Raw genomic sequence first — 19,243 nt, 5'->3', positions numbered from 1 at the left:
TTACCTGTTCCTCTTCAGATGCTTTGCGATTGTGTCGCGGTTTGTGATCCGGGTTTCCTCAGGCGCTTTTGGCGATGAAATGGCCCGGATTGATTTCCTCGTGGGAAAGGATGGCCGGCTCGTCGCCGACGCGACGGACGGGGTTCGGGATTTCGCCTTCGATCAGCGCCGTGTTGCGCGGTGCCGTCGGATCGGCAACCGGAACGGCGGAGAGAAGGCGGCGGGTGTAATCGTGGCTCGGGTTTTCGAACACCTGTTGGCGTGAGCCCATTTCCATGATCTGGCCGAGATAAAGCACCGCGACGCGGTGGCTCATCTTTTCGACCACGGCCATGTCATGGCTGATGAACAGATAGGCGAGGCCGCGCTCGGCCTGCAGGTCCATGAACAGGTTGATGATCTGCGCCTGAATGGAGACGTCGAGTGCCGACAGCGCTTCGTCGGCAATGATCAGCTTGGGATCGGAAGCGAGCGCGCGGGCGATACAGACACGCTGGCGCTGGCCGCCGGAAAACTCGTGCGGGTAACGTGAGGCGACATTCGACGGCAGGCCGACCCGCTCCAGCAGTTCATCGACGCGGCGTTTGACTGCCTTGCTATCGTTGATCAGGCCATGGGTGTTGATCGGTTCGGCGATCGAGAAGCCGACGGTCTTGCGCGGGTCGAGCGACGCAAAGGGATCCTGAAAGATGTACTGCACTTCCTGACGCATGCGAAACCGCTCGGCGGCGGACATGGACGAATAGCTGCGGCCGTTAAAGGCGATCTCGCCGCCCATGGAGGATTGCAGTTGCTGGATCGTGCGGCCGATGGTCGACTTGCCGGAGCCGGATTCGCCCACCAGAGCCAGAGTTTCGCCGGGATGGATATCAAAGCTCACCTTTTGCACGGCACTGCAGCGATGCGTTGCCTTGCCAAACAGGTTCTTCTTGATGTCGAACCGGACGAACAGGTCCTTGACCGACAGAAGCGGTTTTTCGTCGTATTTGGCGGTGTCCTGAATGCGCTCTTCACCGGCCAGCGCCGGCTCGCCATCCTGAAGAACGGTCAGCGGCATGCGCTTGGGAAACTCTTCGCCGGTCATGCTACCGAGTTTCGGCACTGCGGACAGAAGCGTACGGGTGTAGGGATGCTGCGGGTTGGCGAAGATTTCGCGAACCGGGCCTTCCTCGACTTTTTTGCCCTTCCACATGACGACGACGTGGTCGGCCATTTCGGCAACCACGCCCATATCGTGGGTGATGAACACCATGCCCATGCCGAGCGTCTTCTGCAGGTCGCGCATGATGTTCAAAATCTGCGCCTGAATGGTGACGTCGAGTGCTGTGGTCGGCTCGTCGGCGATCAGCAGCTTTGGGCGGCAGGCAAGCGCCATGGCGATCATCACGCGCTGGCGCATGCCGCCGGACAGCTGGTGCGGAAAGCGGTGCAGAAGTTCTGCTGAATCCGGAAGGCGCACCATGTCGAGCAGTCGCTGGGCCTCAGCCATGGCAGCGGACTTGCCGAGCTTTTCGTGCAGCATCAGCACTTCGCAGATCTGGTCGCCGATGGTGAATACCGGGTTGAGTGAGGTCATCGGCTCCTGGAAGATCATGGCGATCTCCTTGCCGCGGATCGAGCGCATCTCCTTCTGGCTGGCCTTCAGGAGGTCGCGGTCGTTGAACATGATGCGGCCGGTTGCGTATTTTGCGCCCATCATGTCGGCAAGACGCATGGTCGACAGCGAGGTCACCGACTTGCCGGAACCGGATTCTCCGACGACGGCCACCGTCTTGCCGGCCTCGACGGTAAAGGAAAGTTCATCGACCACACGGCTGGAGCCGAATTCGACGCTCAGGTTTTCGACCGACAGAAGCGGCTTGATGGTTTCGCTCATGTCCGTGTCTCCGGCTTGGCCTGTTCAGTGGTTGACGTGGTCCCGCTGGTAATGCGGGCGATGACGGCGCCTGCCGTCTGTGATGAACCGGCCTCAGCAAGGATGGCGATGGTGCCGGAAACCGGTGCGGTGACTGCTGTCTCCATCTTCATCACGTCCATCATTGCCAGAACGTCACCTTTTTCTACAATAGCGCCGTCGGAAACATTCCAGTGGACGAGAAGGCCGGGCACCGGTGCTGTGACTGCACCGACATCGTTCTCTTCGCTCTTTTTGTTGCTGTTCGAGGCCGCCGAAAGCGGGCCGAGCAGCCGCAGGAATGTATCGGGAATGCCGATCTCGACACGCTTTCCATCGATCTCGACATGGCCGCGCAGAAGACCGGTGCTTTCTGCCGGGGCAGGGCGGCTTGCGGCTTCCAGCGTTTCGGCGAAGTCGGTTTCGATCCAGCGTGTGTGGACGCGAAATTCCTTGGCGAAATCGTCATGGGCGATGACGGCGCGATGGAACGGCAACACAGAGGGCACGCCATCTATGGCGAATTCGCTCAACGCGCGGCGACTACGGGCAATCGCTTGTTCACGCGTCGCGCCCCAGACGATCAGCTTGGCCGAAAGGGAATCGAACATCGGCGGAATGGTCGAGCCGGAAGCGACACCGGAATCCAGTCGCACACCGGGACCCGAAGGCGCGGTGAATTTGGAAATCTCGCCGGCAGACGGCAGAAAGCCGCGGCCCGGATCTTCCATGTTGATACGGAACTCGATGGCATGCCCGCGTGGTTCCGGCATCGTCGTCACGCTGATCGGCTGCCCTTCCGCAATGCGGAACTGTTCGATGACAAGATCGAGACCGGTCGTCTCTTCCGTTACCGGATGTTCCACCTGCAGTCGGGTGTTGACCTCAAGGAAGGAGATCACGCCATCGGCGCTGAGCAGAAACTCCACAGTGCCCGCACCGGTGTAACCGGCAGCCGTGCAGATGTCGCGCGCGGCGGAATGGATTTTTTCGCGCTGTTCATCGGAGAGGAAAGGCGCAGGTGCTTCTTCGACAAGTTTCTGGTTGCGACGCTGCAAAGAGCAATCGCGGGTCCCCACCACCAGTACATTGCCGAGACGGTCCGCCAGCACCTGCGCCTCGATATGCCGCGGGCGGTCGAGAAACTGTTCGACATAACATTCGCCGCGACCAAAGGCGGCCACTGCTTCACGCGTGGCCGATGAGAAAAGTTCCTCGACCTCGCCGAGCTCGCGGGCGATCTTCAACCCTCGTCCGCCGCCGCCATGCGCCGCCTTGATGGCGATCGGCAGGCCGAATTTCTTTGCGAAAGCCAGCGCTTCCGCAGGCGAGGAAATTGCGCTATCGGAACCGGCCACCAGCGGCGCGCCGACCTTCTGGGCAATCGCACGCGCCTGCAGCTTGTCGCCGAGTGCTTCGATGACTTGCGGATCGGGACCGATCCAGATGAGGCCGGCATCGATCACGGCTTCAGCAAATTCGCTGCGCTCCGATAAAAAACCGTAACCGGGATGCACGGCATCGGCGCCTGAACGCTTGGCAATGGCAATCAGCTTTTCGATATCGAGATAGCTGTCCTTGGCGGTCACGCCATCCAGCGCAAAAGCCTCGTCGGCTAGCCTCACGAACAGCGCGTCAGCGTCGGCATCGGCATAAACGGCGACAGAAGTCAGGCCGTAATCCTTGCAGGCCCGAATGATCCGCACCGCGATCTCGCCGCGGTTTGCTATCAGAACCTTCTTCATGGGCATTTTCCTGCAATGAAACGGGGCGAAAAGCGGCTGATCGCGTTGAAGCGTATTTTGGCGCCCACGGGAATTTGGCCGGCCAGATCAAGATGATGGCCGGCGACATTGGCAATGACCGGATAACCGCCGGTCAGTGGATGATCGGCAAGAAACAGAACGGGCTGGCCGCTGGCCGGAACCTGCAGCGCGCCACGCACGGTCGCCTCACTCGGCAGCTCGCCGGGGTTTGCGCGCTCGAGTGCTTCGCCGGCAAGGCGGATGCCGACGCGGCTCGACTGTGGCGTGACCGACCATTCCTGATTGAGAAAGTTTTCGACGGCGGCTTCGGTGAACCAGTCGGTGCGCGGGCCCATCACCACGTCGAGCACCACGGTTTTTGTCGCGGACGGCATCGCAAAGCTCGGTTCTTCCATTGCAACCAGCGAATCGGCTGCTGCCGGACGGATCGTGACGACATCGCCGACAACAGGAGCGGCGGGGCCGATCTGAGCCAGCGTATCGGTGGCGGCGCTACCGAGCACCGGAGCAATATAAAAACTGCCGCGCAGTGCCAGATAGGAACGCATGCCGGCTTCCGGCGTGCCAAGCGAAACCACATCGCCGTCATCGAGCGCGACGGCCGTGTGGTGCGGGGCCGAGATCTTCGTGCCATTCACGCTGATGATCGAGATTGCAGCCGTCGCGCCTGTCAGAGCCATGACGCCCTGACCGTGCATACGGAAACTGACGCCGCCGAGTGTGATCTCGAGCGCCGTGGCGTTTGCCGGGTTGCCGACGATACGGTTGGCGACCTTGAAACTCGCGCGGTCCGCTGCGCCCGATACGCTGATCCCCTGGCCGGCCTGACCAGCACGGCCGAGATCCTGAAACAGAACCGGCAGACCCAGCGAGATGATCTCGATCGACGACGTGACATCCGCCTGAACGGGCTTTGCCGCTAGCGTGCTCGAAGCCTTGATCTCGTAAGCAGCATCCTTCGCCATGTCGCGAAATTTCACCCGGCTGCCCGGCTGCAGCAGCGAGGCCGGCGTGCGGTCGATATCGAACATCGCAAGCGGCGTGGTGCCGATCAACTGCCAGCCGCCCGGGCTGGTTTTGGGATAGACGCCGCTGAATTCGCCGGCGAGACCGACGGCACCGGCGGGAACCAACGTGCGCGGTGATTTGCGGCGGGGAACCGTCAGCCGCGGATCGCCACCGGAAAGATAGGCAAAGCCCGGCGCAAAGCCGGTAAATGCAGCAACGTAGTCGCTTTCACCATGCAGCCGAATGACGTCTTCCACGCTTATCCCGAGAATGCCGGCGACCTCGGCCAGATCCTCGCCGTCATAACGAACCGGGATTTCCACGAGGGTGCCAGTTGCCGCCCTGCGCTCGCCGCCGGCCAGTGCGGTAACGGCGTCCACCAGCGCATCCTCGGACACGGTATAGGGGTCGAACGAGATCAGAAGTGTGCGTGCTGCAGGAATGATTTCGGTCATTCCGCCGACCGGATTGTTTTTCAGCGCATCCAATAGCGCCAGCGCTTCGCCAAGATCGGCCAGTTCCACGAGAATGCAGTCGCCACGCACCGGCAGGATGCGCATCGACGTGTCTCGGTTTATGGTTGGCACGGCGGATTGCATGATTGTTCAAGCGGCCGGTGTAAAGGCGCGGACGGCAAGGCCGGTTTGCTCGAAAACCTCGCGAAGGCGTTTCGCCATGGCAACAGCACCCGGACTGTCGCCATGAACGCAGATCGATTGGGCATCGACCTTGGTCAGCGTGCCGTCGATCGCCTCGATTACACCGTCCTTGACCATGCGCACCATGCGGGCAGCAATCAGATCGGGATCATGCAGCACCGAGCCCTTTTCCCGACGGGAAACGAGATTGCCTTCCGGCGTGTAGGCGCGGTCGGCAAATGCTTCGGCAACGACGGTCAGACCGGCGGCGCGGGCCTGCTCGACCAGCGGGGAGCCCGCCAGCGCCATCAGGACCAGCGACGGATCGATCGTAAGGATCGCGTCGATCACATCCTTGCCCTGTCGCGCATCGACGGCGATCGTGTTGTAGAGCGCACCGTGCGGCTTCACATAGGTGACACGGGTGCCGGCAGCCTTGGCGAGGCCCTGCAATGCGCCGATCTGGTAGATCACGTCGCCGATCAGCTCGGCACTCGTCGGGTCCATGTTGCGGCGGCCGAAGCCAACGAGATCGCGGTAGCCGACATGTGCGCCGATCGTCACGCCACGTTCAGTGGCAGCGCGCAGCGTCTTCAGAATGCCTGCCGGGTCGCCGGCGTGAAAACCACAGGCGACATTGGCGCTGCTGACGATATCGAGCATGGCCGAATCATCGCCCATTGCCCACGCGCCGAAGCTCTCACCCAAATCGCTGTTGATATCGATCGTCAGCATGAAATTACGTCCGCCCTGCCAAGTTGACTAAACGCTAACAAAGGCGAACAATGCTGTCTATAGTGTTGAACAATTTTTATATATTGCCCTACAAATGGTCAATTGCTCAACATTTATGCATGCGCTGAATTCTGCACGATTAAGTTCTCTTTTGCCTCCGGCTGCGCTTCATTTTGCTTGTGGCCGGCAAGGAAGCGCATTACCGAAAAATGAAGCTCGTCCGAAGCGAAGGGGTAAGGTTTGGCTGCACGTAAACCGCAAGGTGATGAAACGGGATACTCGAACCTTGTCGGTGGCAGCAGCAGCGTCGCCGGATCGCGCGCAGCGGAACCGGTGCAAACGCTGGCCGAGACGGTGGCTGGAAGTATTCGTGAAAAGGTCATATCGGGTACGCTGACGCCGGGGAGTCATCTTTCAGAAATAGCACTTTGCGAAGAGTTGCAGGTTTCGCGCAACACGCTGCGGGAAGTTTTCCGCATCCTGACCAAGGAAGGCCTGCTGCGTTACGAAGCCAATCGCGGCGTCTTCGTTTCCACCCCGAGCATGTCGACGATCATCGATATCTATCGTGTGCGGCGCTTTATTGAATGCCCTGCGCTGGCGCAGGCGCATCCGCGGCATCCTGCAGCGCAGCGCATGCGGGCTGCGGTCGATGATGCGCGCCGCTGCCGCGAGGTGAAGGATTGGCTTGGCGTCGGAAGCGCCGACATCGCTTTCCACTCGGCGATCGTCGAACTTGCGGACAGTCCGCGTCTATCGAATTTCTACGCACATATCTCGCTGGAGTTGCGCCTCGTCTTCGGCCTGCTTCACGATCCCGAGTTTCTCCATGGTCCTTTCATCGACCAGAACGGCGAGATACTTATCGAGCTTGAGGCCGGGCGCTCGACGAGTGCGGCGGAAAAACTGGAAGCTTATCTGCTGCGCGCCGAACGCTTCATTCTCGGCGCCTATGCGCGCGTGGCGTCATCGACCTAGACTGGCGGCTTCGTCGTTCTGATGGCGCACTAAAAGGCGCCCTTGCGGCCGCCTTCATGGCTTATCCGGCCACGAGCCTGCGCAGTCCGTCGATCGCCAGATCTTTAATCGTCTCCGGCGTGTTGTCGATGTCGACGACTACGACGTCTGCTTCCTGATCCGGCCGCTCCAGGGTTGCGAGCTGGCTTTCGAGAAGGCTGGTTGGCATGAAATGGCCTTCGCGATCGCCCATGCGCCGGGTCAGTAGAGCCTTGCTGCCGTCGAGAAACACAAAGGCAAGCTTTTCGCCGGCTGCCGCGCGCAGCCGGTCACGGTAGACCGTCTTCAGCGACGAGCATGTCAGGACGATACCGCTCGATGCATGATCGGCCAGAATCTCGCCGATCCGGTCAAGCCAGGGCCAGCGATCATCGTCGGTAAGCGGTGTGCCCTTCGACATCTTGGCGATATTGGCTTGCGGGTGGAGGTCGTCGCCCTCCTGATAGGGCAGGCCAAGCGCCTCGGCGAGGCGTGCACCAACCGAACTCTTGCCGCATCCGGCAACGCCCATCACGATGATGGGACGCCGGACGGTGTGGGCCTCAAAGGCTGATGGTGATGCCGCCGTCGACATAAAGCGTGTGTCCATTCACGAAAGAGGAGCCCTTGCCGGACAGGAAGACGGCTGCGCCGACCAGTTCATCGACATTGCCCCAGCGGGCGGCCGGTGTACGCTTTTCCAGCCATGCCGAAAATTCGGGATTGTCGACCAGCGCCTGGTTGAGCGGCGTCTTGAAATAGCCGGGTGCAATGGCGTTGACCTGCAGGCCGTGCTTGGCCCAGTCGGTGGACATGCCTTTGGTGAGGTTTTTGACGGCGCCCTTGGTGGCGGTATAGGGCGCGATGCCCGGACGGGCGAGTTCGCTCTGTACCGAGGCGATGTTGATGATCTTGCCGCGACCCCGGGCGATCATGTGGCGGGCAACGGCCTGGCCGACATAAAAGACGCTGGAAATGTTGGTGGTCAGAAGCTGCTGCCACTTGTCGATCGGAAAATCCTCGAGCGGCGAGCGATGCTGCATGCCGGCATTGTTGATGAGGATATCGATCGGACCGATCTCGGCCTCGATCCTGTCGATGCCTGCCGCGACGGATGTGTAGTCCGTGGCGTCGAAGGCAACGGCGTGGGCAGTGAAACCATCGGCGGTCAGCTGTTCCCGCGCGGCATTCAGTTTGGTCTCATCGCGGCCGTTGAGAATGACGGTTGCGCCATGCTCTACAAGGCCACGGGCGAGCGCCAGGCCGATGCCCTGGCTGGAGCCGGTGATCAGCGCGGTCTTGCCCGTCAGATCGAACAGCGGAAACGACATTGGAAATTCCTCCCGGTTCATAAGGTTCTTTACCGTTGACATAGATGTTATCGATAACACGGGCAATCAAAAACAGACATGCCGCACTTGTGGGATTTTGAGCGATATTGTCCTGATCATGTGCTGCCACGATGCAGCACATGATAGCTCGTTCTTATGGTCGCGGCAGTGCCGCGGTTTTCCAGCATGGCAATCATCTGCCCGGCTGCCTGCGCGCCGATCCCGTAGCTGTCGACATTGACGGTGGTGATGCCGGGCTCCGATATCGAGGCGATCTCGTAATCGCCGAAGCCGGCGATGGCGATGTCACGCGGCACGACCAGTCCCATTCTCTTGCATTCCATGATCGCGCCGAAGGCCGGAAGGTCGGAAACGCAGATGGCGACATCGGTGTCCGGATAACGTTCGAGCAACGCGCGAATGGCCTCTCCGCCATGCGACATGCGGATCGGCACGGCCTCGATGGCCACCACGCGGTCACTGGTCAGGCCGTGCCGCGACAATGCGCGGTCGAAACCGATATGGCGCTGATGGCCACGGGTATCCGAAGCCTCTGATCCGGTTATGAAGCCAAAGCGCGAATATCCCTGAGCAACGAGGCTGTCGACCAATGCTTCCATCGCATCCGTGTTGGAAAAGCCGACAACGGCATCGACAGGATTTTCCGGTACATCCCAGGTCTCGATCACCGGGATGCCGGAATTGAAAAGCATCGCCCTTGCCTTCGACGTATGTTTGCCACCGGTCAGGATGATACCTTCCGGCCGTCGCCGGAGCATGGACTCGATCAGCTCCTCCTCACGCTCGACCGAATAGTTCGTATAGCCGAGCAACAGCTGCATGCTGGTCTGCGCCAGCGTGTCGGTGATGCCGCGGGCGGTATCGGCGAAGTTCGAGTTGTCGATCGAAGGCACGATGGCGGCGATGAAGCCGCTGCGGCGGGACGAAAGGCTGCCGGCCGACTGGTCGAGGACATATCCGAGTTGATCGACCGCTGCCAGAATGCGTTCCAGCGTATCCTTGGCGATATAGGATTTGCCCTTCAGCGCCCGCGACACCGTCATGGCCGAAACACCGGCAATCCGTCCGACATCCGCCATGGTTGGAGGATTGCTGTTGGTTTCGGTGGGCCGTTGCTCCTGCTCGGTCGGCATCTCTTCTCCTGTCACGGGATGATCCGACTGAAACCGCGCTTATCGGTGCGCGTCAAGGTAGACATGTCCAAACACTTGGTTCGATGAGTGCCTTTAAGACCATTATCGAGTTCAGGCGGCGCAAAGGGTCGGTGTTACGAACCGGAATGCCGCCTGAATCTCACAAGACTGGAGCCAACATCGTGTTTGCTGACTCTGTTTTCTACATCAGCTGTGAGGCTCCGAGGGTGAGATTGAGCCCCGTGTCTGCGTCGAAGATATGGACCTTGTCCATGACGAAGCCGAGCTGGATTGTCTGGCCACGCTCTGCCGCGTCGATATCGCCGGCAAAATCCGTCGGGATGCGGGCGGCGAAATCGTGGCCGCCGAGCTCGAAATGGGTATAGACCTCGTTGCCCATATGCTCGCGCAGGCGGAAAAGGCAGTTGGCTATGGCGGCGCGCTCCTGCGATCCAGAGGCGAGTATGCTCCGAGGCGTGCCGATATGCTCCGGGCGGATGCCGAACTGCACCTTCTGGCCGATCCTGTTGCGCAGGGCATCAGAAAATGCAGCGGGAAGCGGCAACATCGTGTCGCCGATCTCGACGCCCAGCCCTCCATCGCGTGCCACCAGCGTTGCCGGACGGATGTTCATTTCGGGCGAACCGATGAACCCGGCGACGAAGGCATTGACCGGACGGTCATAAAGCGTCGTTGGCGTGTCCACCTGCTGGATGGTGCCGTCCTTCAGCACGCAGATGCGCTCGCCCATGGTCATGGCCTCGACCTGGTCATGGGTGACGTAAATTGCGGTCGAAGGCTGTCCGCGGTCGCGCAACTCGCGGTGCAGTTCCGTCAGGCGCACGCGCATCGAGGCGCGCAGCTTGGCGTCGAGGTTGGACAGCGGTTCGTCGAAGAGGAACACTTCCGGCCGCTTGACGATGCAGCGACCAACGGCAACACGCTGCGCCTGTCCGCCGGAGAGTTGGCGCGGCAGGCGGTCGAGCAGGTGCTCCATTTCCAGCATTTTGGCCGCCTGCGTGACCCGCTCGTGGATCTCCTGCTTGGGAAGACCGGCCAGTTTCAGGCCGAAGGCCATGTTGTCATAGACTTTCATATGCGGATAAAGCGCATAGTTCTGGAACACCATGGCGATCCCACGTTCTTTGGCGCGAAGGTTGTTGACGACCGTATCGCCGATTTTCAGTTCCCCGCCGGAGATCGATTCCAGTCCGGCGATCATGCGCAGGATGGTGCTTTTCGAGCAGCCGGAAGGGCCGACGAAGACCATGAACTCGCCGTCGCGCACTTCAAGGTCGACGCCATGCACCGCCTCGAAACCGTTGGGATATGTCTTGACGATCTTTTCGAGATTAACGCTAGCCATGATTGGCTCCTTTTCCTCAACCCTTGATGCCGCTCGAGGTCGCGCCCTCGATGAAATAGCGCTGCGCCAGGAAGAACACGGTCAGTGACGGCAGCAGGGCTACGATGGAAATTGCGATGATATTGGCCCACTCGACCTCGCCGCTGACGTCCATGCTCATCTTGAGCGCCAGCGACACGGGGTATTTCTCGACGGTCGAGATGTAGATCAGCGGCCCGATGAAGTCGTTCATCGTCCAGATGAACTGGAAAAGCGCGACGGAAATCAGCGCCGGTTTCAGGAGCGGTACGACAATGTGCCACAGGAGCTGCAGCGCGTTGCAGCCGTCGATGATCGCGGCCTCTTCCATGTCGCGCGGTGTGCCGCGCAGGAACTGGACAACGAGGAAGGTGAAGAAAGTATCGACGGCAAAGGCCGAAGGCAGGATCAACGGCCAGTAGCTGTCGATCATCCCCAGTTCCTTGAACATCAGATATTGCGGCACGCGCAATACGATCGGCGGCAGGAGCATGGTGCCAATCATGATCGAGAACAGGAATTTGCGGCCGGGATATTCAAACCGGGCGAAGGAATAGGCCACCAGCGTGCACGAGATCAGCGTGACGATGACCCGCGGGATAACGATCAGGAACGAGTTCAGGAAATAGGTGGCGAAGGTGTATTCGGTCCGCGTCATCCAGCCGTTGTAATAGGCGCTGAAATCGAGCAGCCGGGTGAGGTCGCGCGGCAGGAACCAGATCGTGGTGAAGATTTCCTGGTTCGACTTGAACGACGCGCCCAGCAACCAGAACAGCGGGTAGAGCATCAGCAAGCCGACGCCTCCCAGTATGAGGTAGCGCAAGGCAAGCGAGATCCGCTCCTTGCGTTGCGTGCGCAGCACTTCCGCGTTGGACGGAATTCGTGTTTTCGGCATCACGCTTACGGCCGTGTCGCTGCTCATCGCGCTCTCTCCTTTTCGCCTGAATAGAAGACCCAGTATTTCGAGGACCAGAACAGGACGCCTGCAATACCAACGATCAGGAAGAACAGGACCCAGGACAGCGCACTGGCGTAGCCCATGTTGAAATATTTGAAGGCTTCGTCGTAAATGTAGAGGGCCATGAAATAGGTGGAATAGAGCGGCCCGCCCTCGGTGATCATGAAGGGAGCGTTGAACTCCTGGAAGCAGTTGACGATCTGCATGATCATGTTGAAGAATATGACCGGCGTGATGATCGGCAGGGTGACATTGCGGAACTGCTGCCAGAACGAGGCGCCGTCGATTTCCGCCGCTTCATAAAGCGATTTCGGCACGCCCTGCAGGGCTGCGAGAAAGATCACCATGGCCGCACCGAATTGCCACGTGTTGAGCGCCACGATGGTCCAGACGGCATAACGCTCGCTCGCCAGCCACGGGATCGGATCGATGCCGACGGTGTCGAGGATGATGTTGACCAGCCCCTTTTGCTGGAAGAGGAACTTCCACATGACGGAGATGGCGATCGAACCGCCGAGGATCGTCGGCAGGTAATAGGCGGCGCGGAAAAAGTTGATGCCGCGCAGCTTGAAGTTCAGCACCTGCGCGATGAAAAGCGCGACCGCCAGTCGTGCCGGAACGACGATCAGGGCGAAGGACACCGTAACCGTCAGCGACTTCCAGAACAGATCATCGTCGAAAACCATTTTTTCGTAGTTTTCGAACCCGATATAGGTCGGCGATCCGATCAACGGATAGTCGGTAAAGCTCAACGCGAACGAGGCCGCGAAAGGAAATAGATTGAAGGCGAGGATGCCCAGAATAAAGGGCAGCACAAAAAGATAGCCTAGGCGTTTGCTTTCATACATCCGCATCACCTGAGAAATGTTCGGCAGCTGGCCGTGTGGAAGGGCGAGTGCTCCGGCAAAAGCCGCTGCACTCTTCCGGAAAAGTCAGGCAGATCCGGCCCTTGCGGGCCGGAGACCGCTGCCGCGCTAAAGGCGGGACAATATCCGGTTGGCTTCCTTGATCAGCTTCGGTGCAGCTTCCTCCGGCGTGGTCTTGTCGAAGGACAGTTCCTCGAACGTGTTGAACAGAAGCTTGTAGATCAGAGGATGCTCGAAATAGAGCGAGAAGCGCGGCACCAGGCCTTTCTCGTCAAGTTCCATGATCTGCCCCGTACCGATTTTCTGGATTGCCGGGATGAGATTTTCGTTGGTCAGAACATCCCACTGCGTTTTCGAGGCAGGGATTGCACGTGCTGTGCCGATGATACGGGCGGCTTCCGGGTCGGTCGTCAGGAAGTTGATGAACTTTGCCGCCGCTTCCGGTTGCTTGCTGTGTTTACTGATCGAATAGACGAAGCCGGTGCGGCTCATCGTGCCGGCGGTCTTGGCGTCCGGCAGCATGATGTAGGGGCCGACTTCCAACTGGTCGAGACCGCCTGTCAGCGTGTCGGCGCGCGATGTCAGCGTCGAATCCTGGGAGTAGACGCCACCCCATTTGCCTTCCACCCAGTCGGGCATCTGCGATGTCGGCTTGGAGGCACCACCCATGGCGGCGCGTGCTCTGATGCTGACCAGTGCATGCTCGTTTTCGAGCCTCTTGAAGAAGCGCAGCCAGTCGGTGACCTGTTCTTCATTCATCGAAACCTTGGGCTCGTCGGGATCGATGAAATTGACATTGTATTTCTGCATCGCCCAGGACAGTGAAATGAGGAAGCTGCCCTGCGTGGTCGGATCAAGCGGGTAATATTCGTCACCGAGGCGCTCGCGCATCAGTTTTGCAGCTTCGAACAGTTCGTCCCAGGTTTTCGGATAGGCGATCTTGGCCTTCTGCCATGGCTCCTTGTTGTAGAGGAACAGGAAGCCGGTCGAGCCGATCGGCACGCCCTGTATCTTGCCGCCGACCGTCACCTGCTCCAGCGTGGTCTTGGGGAACTCCTCAAGATTGATCAGGTTGGAGAACTTGTTGATATCCGCGAAGCCGTCGCCATTCTTCGAGAACATCGGCAGCCATGCCAGCAGCATCTGCATGATGTCGGGCTCGGCGCCGCCGGCAAATTGCGTGCTCAGGCGTGTCTGGTAACCGTCATAGCCGGAATATTCGGCTTTCACCGTGATGCCCGGATTCTTTTCCTCGAAAAGCTTGATGACCTTCAGCGTGTTTGCGGCACGTGCTTCGTTGCCCCACCAGGCGAAGCGGATTGACGTATCCTCCGCGAAGGCCGCGGACGTCAATGAAACCAGCGCTGTGAATGTCAGCGCCGCCAGTGTCTTTCGTTTGAACATTGTCTCCTCCTCAATATCCTCTTTAACTTGTTATGATCGCCCTCCGGCGGTCAGGTATGTGCGCAGCAGACTGCGGCCGGCGGGTATGGAGCCGAGCAGGGCAGGCACTGCGGAATGGGGGTGGATAAGATTGGTGTTCGGCGCGCTTGGCAGTACGCGGCGCAGCAGTTTTCCGTCGAGATCGCGCAGATCGCTGAACAGCGTGGCGCCTTCGGCTGCCGGCTTGTCGTCGCGAAGTTCGTCTCCTTCGATCACCTGCTGCAAGGACCGCGGCGTGATCCAGAGGTCTGCGGAATGGCCCGTTGCAAGAACCTTGAGCGGAAAATCCGCTTCAACCGTGCTTTCGCGCAGCTCTCCCGCTTCGCTTGGGCGCTGTCGGGTGGTCACGCGGCAACCGGCAAAGGGCGACCAGACCGTCGTCAGTTCACCACCTTCGAGAAAGGCCTCTTCGACCTTCGTGCGAAATGCCCAGCTGAGACCATCGCGACTGAAAGCGAGAATGTTGTCGCCGGCAAAGCCGCTTGCGATCCAATCCAGCGATTCCACGCAAAAGCCGTGGTGCGAGGAATAGGCGAATTTGGCGTATTTATCGGAGACATGCCGGACCTCGCGATGTTTCGGCGGGGCCGCGGCCAGATAGGCGATACCGTTGGTGCGCCAGGTGATCTGGTGCGATACGGCAACGGTATGGGTTGCGGCTGGTTCGTCTGCTTCTTCTTCTGCGCTCCAGAACGGATGGTCAGCCGGCAACGCCAACGGCGCAAATGCCTTCAGTGCCCAGAGCGGCGACTGCGCGCTGTTGTAGAACTCGCTCATCAAAAGATTGGGGTAGCCGTAGCCAACCGTCAGCTGTCCTTCGGCATCAAAGACCGGCTGCGCAAGCCACCAGCGCATCGCGCGTGACCAGAGCCCACGCAGTGATCCGGCACTCAATTCGGGATGGTCGACTTCGGCAAGTAAGCCCCAGAAACCGGCGGTTCCGAAGCGATAGGTCATCGAGCGGCCATAGGCGATTGCGGCGCCGTCTTCTGCAAACCAGTGACGGTAGGAAAGGGCAAACGTTCGCGCCCGTTCGATATAGCGCGCCGAGCGTTCGGGATCGTCGGCCGCGTGCCAACGTGCATAAAGAAGGCCGTAGAAATGAAAGGCGAAGGGATTGTAGTAGTCGAACCGTCCGACCTCGGCGCCGTCCTTGTACCATCCGTCGCCGACATACTGGCTGTCGATGAAATCAAGTTCTTCGGCGAGGCGATTGCGGTCGACCGGCCAGCCAGTGGTTGCGAGTGCATCGATCACCAGAATCCGAAAGAAGCGCCAGTTGCTCGGATTGATACGCACGTCCTGGATTTTTGACAGCCAGCGGAAAAGGTTCTCTTTCGCCGCCTGCGGCATCAGCCTGTTCAGAACATCGGGCGCCTCACGCAGGAAGACCGCGATTGCGGCCATCTCGACCAGGCGCTGATCCATGTCTCCGGCCTCGCCCCAATAGGTCGGGTGGGCCGGGTCGGTGCCGTTGGCGAGCCCTTCAACAATACTTTCCACTCCCGGCATCGGGCATCCGCCGGCCAGCGCAGGCACCACGCCCCATAGCAGGCGCGAAAGCCCTTCGAGACGGGCAGCACCTTCATCATAGGCCGCAACAGTCGATCCGAGCTTTAGCCCGGCATTGCCTTGCGTGAAAGCGCCAAGGTGATTGCCGACAAGCCAGGACAAAAGGCGTGCGGCGGCATCCCGGTTTATTGGAGCATCTGGATCGATTGGAAGGGGAGGGTGCATCATCGATCTCACCAGCAGAAACGGGAATGGCCGAGCGACCGCATCAGCGCTTCCATGAAATAGTAGTCGCCATAGGGCAGCATGTTGCGCACCGAGCCGCGCCGCACATGGGCCGCGCCATAATCGAGCAGTCCCTGTGCCCCTTCAATCTGCGTAAGGTCGCAGGTCTCGATCAAGCCATTGAGCAGTCGTTCGGCAAAGGCGCGCCAGCGGATTTTCTCGTCTCCGCTGGTCATGTCAGCCAGAATGAACAGCCCTGCCGAAAGAATGGCGCCGGCCGAGCTGTCGAGATGTTGCGGCGCATCGGCAGGCAGGCGGAAGTCCCAAAGAGGAACGGCGTCATCGCCCATCAACTCTTCGGCCTTCGCCGCCACCTGCCGTGCCGCATCGAGATAAGCGGGATTGCCGGTCGTGCGAAAGGACTGGGCAAAACCATGGACAAGCCATGCCTGACCACGCGCCCAGCAGGAATCATGTGCATAACCCTGATGGGTTTCACCGCGCAGCGGTGCACCAGTCGTGGCGTCGAAGACGAATGTGTGGAAGGACGTGCCGTCATCACGGATCAGATGGCGGCGGGTTGTCTCCGCATGGGCGTCGGCGATCGTCTTGAAGTCAGGTGTACCCGTTTCTTCATGCGCCCAGTAAAGCAGCGCGAGGTTTTGCATCGTGTCGGCAATGATGCGGCCGGCCACAAATTTGGATCGCGCCGTATCGGACGTTCCGTGAGCGTTCCAGGCCTGGATATAACCGCCGGCTGGCCGGAAACGGGCACGCAGCGCTTCGGCCGCACGCAATGCCATCTGCCGCGCCGTCTGCGACCCGGTCAGCTTCCAATCCGCGACGCAATTCAGCGAGAAGATGAAGCCCAGATCATGATCCTGCGCGGCAAGATTGGAGAGAAGCAGATTGAGATCGGCCTGGCGGGCACGGGCAAGATTGGCCAGTCCTGGTTCGCCGTTGAACTGATAGGCAAGCCAAAGCTGGCCTGCATAAAAGCTGATGACCCAATCGAACGGGTTGCAATATTCCCAACCCTTTTCCGCGCTGCCGATCTGCGGGTTGCGCAGTCCGAAGATGCGCGATGTAGACCGGACCCGCTCGACAGCCCGCTCAAGAACTGCCTGGCGGCTATGTGGCGTCGCCAGAGCAGGTGTTGGGGCGGAATGGGAAAGGGTGGCGGTGAGCATGCAGGTTTCCTCGCTGACTATGGCGAAGAGTTTGGCATCAACGAAAATTTTGTCAATTAAGAAAAACTTTCGCACTTACAGCGAAAAATATTCGCACTAGATGATCCTTAGCTAGTTTTCGAAAATGAAAATGGACAACGAGTGTTGATTAAACTAGGAAAATTCACGAAAACTTCGACTTGATGGGAGCAGCTTTTATCCCGAAAATTTTCGTGATAGACATTCTGTCGCGCAATGTGTCGATGCCTGTGACGACCGCAGAAACAAAGTAGACGATGAGCGATCCAGACTCGTATCTTTCAACGGCGACCCTTCACGATGTTGCAGCCGCAGCCGGAGTATCGGTGGGGACCGTATCGAAGGCGCTCAATCGGCGCGGCGGTGTCAGCCAGACCGTTGCCGCACAAATCATCGATACGGCACGCCGGCTCGGGTATCAGAAGCGCCAACTGCCGCCTGAGCCTGCCTACACCGTTGCGGCCACGACGATCATCACCTTTGACCGCTTTGTCGTGAGTGGTCAGTTTTACGGCGAGATCCTCGAATCGATCCTCAAGGAGGCCGAAAGGCGCGGTATTGCCACCAATGTGGAACTTCTCCCCTCCGTGGAAATCCCGACGCTGCTCGCCCAGGAAAACTGGTTCGGACAGCAGCGCCCTGAAAGCTTGATCGTACTCGGGATCGACACACCGGAAATGCTGGATGCAATCAGCGAACTCGGCTGTCCGGCAGTGATCGTGAACGGTGCGGACCGCCGCATGCGGATCCCGAGCGTGTCACCCGACTATCACTTCGGCGGCTGGCTGGCCGCACGTCACCTTCTGGAGCAGGGGCACCGCAAGATCGTGCATGTAACCCATCCTTGGCGCGTATCCTTCGCGCTTCGGCTTGATGGCTTTCGCGATGCCCTGTCGGATTTCGGCATCACTTTCGATCCGGAGGTTCATCTGATCGACACGCAGAGCCGGGCGTTGATGAGCCTCGATGCGCGCCGTGCGGTGGAGGCGAGGCTGGCAGCAGGCACGCTCGATTGCACAGGCTTCGTCTGCGCGGCCGATATGCTGGCACTGGGGGTCATACAGGCCGCGACAGCGGCAGGTCTCTCGGTCCCAGGCGAGATCTCGGTCATCGGCTTCGATGATCTGCCGGTCAGCAGCCATTCGACGCCACCACTCAGTTCGATCCGCATCGACAGGCAGGAAGTGGGCCGCACGGCCGTCGATCTTCTGCTCGAGCGGGCTGCAATGCCGGATCGCGTGGCGCGCCGCGTCGGTATCGGCGTCTCGCTGGTTGCCCGCGCGTCCGTCAAGCCTATCTAGGCTGCACCGGAATACATATAAACGGTCGCGCCAACGCCGCTCGGATGAGCGCTTAAACGCCTGGTCACGTTGACCCGCAAAGCGAGATAATTCGTGTTCCCGTAATTTTGGATCATTCTTCTGCCACATGCGTTAGTCAACGCTGTGAACCATCCGCACCCGAACGGATGAACATAATATTATAAGGAGTACAGGGATGAAAAAGACAATCGCCGCGGCTTTGGCCGCTCTTCCGGTCGCATTTGTTGCAACGGCAGCTCCGGCAGCCGACGTCATCAGCCGTCGCGATACCGTGCCGACCTATCAGGAGTCTGATCAGCGCGGCGGTGTTCGGATCGGCTATCTCGATTGCTCCATCGGTGGCGGCGTCGGTTATGTCCTGGGTTCTGCCAAGGAAGCAGATTGCGTCTTCAAGTCGACCATGGGCAGCGAGCCGCTTGATCGTTACACTGGCGTTGTCCGCAAGATGGGCGTCGATCTCGGCTTTACGACACGTAGCCGACTGATCTGGGCGGTGTTCGCGCCGACTGCAGGTTATCACCATGGTTCGCTCGGCGGCCTCTATCAGGGCGCGACCGCGGAAGCCACGGTTGGAGCCGGCATTGGCGCCAACATTCTGGTTGGCGGTACCTCCGGTTCGATCCATCTCCAGACGGTCAGCGTGACAGGCCAGCTCGGCCTTAACGTTGCCGCCACGGGTACGTCGGTAACGCTGTCTCCGGCTGATATGTAAGCCATAAAGTGGCCTGCCTCGTTAATTTGGCGAGGCAGGCCGAAATCTATTCCGCAGCAGAAGTTACTGTGACAGCAGCTTTGCCTGACGT

The 19,243-nt window shown here is 59.7% G+C and carries 16 protein-coding genes; 3 read left to right on the top strand and 13 right to left on the bottom strand.

Going from position 1 to position 19,243, the window contains the following annotated elements:
- Positions 1-58: 58 nt before the first annotated feature.
- From FHP24_RS12695 to FHP24_RS12680, 4 genes are read right to left on the bottom strand one after another with little or no spacing between them, the layout of a single operon-like run.
- Complete coding sequence (locus tag FHP24_RS12695) at positions 59-1,876, bottom strand: ABC transporter ATP-binding protein (RefSeq protein ID WP_139676558.1); 1,818 nt, start codon at positions 1,874-1,876, stop codon at positions 59-61.
- Positions 1,873-3,639 carry an acetyl/propionyl/methylcrotonyl-CoA carboxylase subunit alpha gene (locus tag FHP24_RS12690; RefSeq protein WP_139676557.1) on the bottom strand — a complete coding sequence of 589 codons (1,767 nt, stop codon included), beginning with the start codon at positions 3,637-3,639 and terminating at the stop codon, positions 1,873-1,875. The genes FHP24_RS12695 and FHP24_RS12690 overlap by 4 nt, the downstream gene beginning before the upstream one ends.
- Complete coding sequence (gene pxpB, locus FHP24_RS12685) at positions 3,636-5,228, bottom strand: 5-oxoprolinase subunit PxpB (protein ID WP_139676556.1); 1,593 nt, start codon at positions 5,226-5,228, stop codon at positions 3,636-3,638. The genes FHP24_RS12690 and pxpB overlap by 4 nt, the downstream gene beginning before the upstream one ends.
- A 45-nt stretch (positions 5,229-5,273) precedes the next feature.
- Complete coding sequence (locus FHP24_RS12680) at positions 5,274-6,041, bottom strand: LamB/YcsF family protein (protein ID WP_180355985.1); 768 nt, start codon at positions 6,039-6,041, stop codon at positions 5,274-5,276.
- A gap of 333 nt (positions 6,042-6,374) precedes the next feature.
- Here FHP24_RS12680 and FHP24_RS12675 point away from each other — a divergent pair, with 333 nt between their 5' ends.
- Positions 6,375-7,019 (top strand): GntR family transcriptional regulator, encoded by a 645-nt coding sequence (locus tag FHP24_RS12675; RefSeq protein WP_139676959.1) that lies wholly within the window; start codon positions 6,375-6,377, stop codon positions 7,017-7,019.
- 61 nt (positions 7,020-7,080) lie between these two features.
- On the opposite strand, the gene FHP24_RS12670 is transcribed toward FHP24_RS12675, so the two are convergent.
- The 9 genes from FHP24_RS12670 to FHP24_RS12630 form a co-directional block, all read right to left on the bottom strand.
- Positions 7,081-7,632, bottom strand: coding sequence for a gluconokinase (locus FHP24_RS12670; RefSeq protein ID WP_139676555.1), 552 nt, complete (start codon positions 7,630-7,632; stop codon positions 7,081-7,083).
- Positions 7,601-8,368, bottom strand: a complete 768-nt coding sequence (locus FHP24_RS12665; RefSeq protein WP_139676554.1) for an SDR family oxidoreductase — start codon at positions 8,366-8,368, stop codon at positions 7,601-7,603. Before FHP24_RS12665 ends, FHP24_RS12670 begins: the two co-directional genes overlap by 32 nt.
- A 116-nt stretch (positions 8,369-8,484) precedes the next feature.
- Positions 8,485-9,537, bottom strand: a complete 1,053-nt coding sequence (locus tag FHP24_RS12660) for a LacI family DNA-binding transcriptional regulator (protein ID WP_394344616.1) — start codon at positions 9,535-9,537, stop codon at positions 8,485-8,487.
- Positions 9,538-9,724: 187 nt separating this feature from the next.
- Entirely contained in the window at positions 9,725-10,888 is a 1,164-nt protein-coding gene (locus FHP24_RS12655) for an ABC transporter ATP-binding protein (protein WP_139676553.1), read from the bottom strand.
- Positions 10,889-10,904: 16 nt separating this feature from the next.
- Complete coding sequence (locus FHP24_RS12650) at positions 10,905-11,828, bottom strand: carbohydrate ABC transporter permease (RefSeq protein WP_139676552.1); 924 nt, start codon at positions 11,826-11,828, stop codon at positions 10,905-10,907.
- Positions 11,825-12,712 (bottom strand): carbohydrate ABC transporter permease, encoded by an 888-nt coding sequence (locus FHP24_RS12645; RefSeq protein WP_139676551.1) that lies wholly within the window; start codon positions 12,710-12,712, stop codon positions 11,825-11,827. Before FHP24_RS12645 ends, FHP24_RS12650 begins: the two co-directional genes overlap by 4 nt.
- A gap of 126 nt (positions 12,713-12,838) precedes the next feature.
- Positions 12,839-14,134, bottom strand: coding sequence for an ABC transporter substrate-binding protein (locus FHP24_RS12640; RefSeq protein ID WP_139676550.1), 1,296 nt, complete (start codon positions 14,132-14,134; stop codon positions 12,839-12,841).
- Between the two features lie 30 nt (positions 14,135-14,164).
- On the bottom strand, positions 14,165-15,913 hold the full coding sequence (locus FHP24_RS12635) for a DUF2264 domain-containing protein (protein ID WP_139676549.1): 1,749 nt from the start codon (positions 15,911-15,913) through the stop codon (positions 14,165-14,167).
- Positions 15,914-15,918: 5 nt separating this feature from the next.
- Positions 15,919-17,100 carry a glycoside hydrolase family 88 protein gene (locus FHP24_RS12630; RefSeq protein ID WP_139676548.1) on the bottom strand — a complete coding sequence of 394 codons (1,182 nt, stop codon included), beginning with the start codon at positions 17,098-17,100 and terminating at the stop codon, positions 15,919-15,921.
- Between the two features lie 275 nt (positions 17,101-17,375).
- Here FHP24_RS12630 and FHP24_RS12625 point away from each other — a divergent pair, with 275 nt between their 5' ends.
- Both FHP24_RS12625 and FHP24_RS12620 read left to right on the top strand, forming a co-directional pair.
- Positions 17,376-18,419, top strand: coding sequence for a LacI family DNA-binding transcriptional regulator (locus tag FHP24_RS12625; RefSeq protein ID WP_139676547.1), 1,044 nt, complete (start codon positions 17,376-17,378; stop codon positions 18,417-18,419).
- A gap of 196 nt (positions 18,420-18,615) precedes the next feature.
- Complete coding sequence (locus tag FHP24_RS12620) at positions 18,616-19,152, top strand: DUF992 domain-containing protein (protein ID WP_139676546.1); 537 nt, start codon at positions 18,616-18,618, stop codon at positions 19,150-19,152.
- Positions 19,153-19,243: the final 91 nt, after the last annotated feature.

Origin of the sequence: Aliirhizobium smilacinae (genome assembly GCF_006335145.1) — a bacterium.
In the GTDB taxonomy this organism is placed as follows: domain Bacteria; phylum Pseudomonadota; class Alphaproteobacteria; order Rhizobiales; family Rhizobiaceae; genus Neorhizobium; species Neorhizobium smilacinae.
This window is presented reverse-complemented; position numbering and strand designations above follow the sequence as displayed.

Bases quoted from the DNA above. Each gene is read 5' to 3' on its own strand.
- FHP24_RS12695 (WP_139676558.1), bottom strand. From the start codon at position 1,876: ATGAGCGAAACCATCAAGCCGCTTCTGTCGGTCGAAAACCTGAGCGTC.
- FHP24_RS12690 (WP_139676557.1), bottom strand. From the start codon at position 3,639: ATGAAGAAGGTTCTGATAGCAAACCGCGGCGAGATCGCGGTGCGGATC.
- pxpB (WP_139676556.1), bottom strand. From the start codon at position 5,228: ATGCGCATCCTGCCGGTGCGTGGCGACTGCATTCTCGTGGAACTGGCC.
- FHP24_RS12680 (WP_180355985.1), bottom strand. From the start codon at position 6,041: ATGCTGACGATCGATATCAACAGCGATTTGGGTGAGAGCTTCGGCGCG.
- FHP24_RS12670 (WP_139676555.1), bottom strand. From the start codon at position 7,632: ATGTCGACGGCGGCATCACCATCAGCCTTTGAGGCCCACACCGTCCGG.
- FHP24_RS12665 (WP_139676554.1), bottom strand. From the start codon at position 8,368: ATGTCGTTTCCGCTGTTCGATCTGACGGGCAAGACCGCGCTGATCACC.
- FHP24_RS12655 (WP_139676553.1), bottom strand. From the start codon at position 10,888: ATGGCTAGCGTTAATCTCGAAAAGATCGTCAAGACATATCCCAACGGT.
- FHP24_RS12650 (WP_139676552.1), bottom strand. From the start codon at position 11,828: ATGAGCAGCGACACGGCCGTAAGCGTGATGCCGAAAACACGAATTCCG.
- FHP24_RS12645 (WP_139676551.1), bottom strand. From the start codon at position 12,712: ATGTATGAAAGCAAACGCCTAGGCTATCTTTTTGTGCTGCCCTTTATT.
- FHP24_RS12640 (WP_139676550.1), bottom strand. From the start codon at position 14,134: ATGTTCAAACGAAAGACACTGGCGGCGCTGACATTCACAGCGCTGGTT.
- FHP24_RS12635 (WP_139676549.1), bottom strand. From the start codon at position 15,913: ATGATGCACCCTCCCCTTCCAATCGATCCAGATGCTCCAATAAACCGG.
- FHP24_RS12630 (WP_139676548.1), bottom strand. From the start codon at position 17,100: ATGCTCACCGCCACCCTTTCCCATTCCGCCCCAACACCTGCTCTGGCG.
- FHP24_RS12625 (WP_139676547.1), top strand. From the start codon at position 17,376: ATGAGCGATCCAGACTCGTATCTTTCAACGGCGACCCTTCACGATGTT.
- FHP24_RS12620 (WP_139676546.1), top strand. From the start codon at position 18,616: ATGAAAAAGACAATCGCCGCGGCTTTGGCCGCTCTTCCGGTCGCATTT.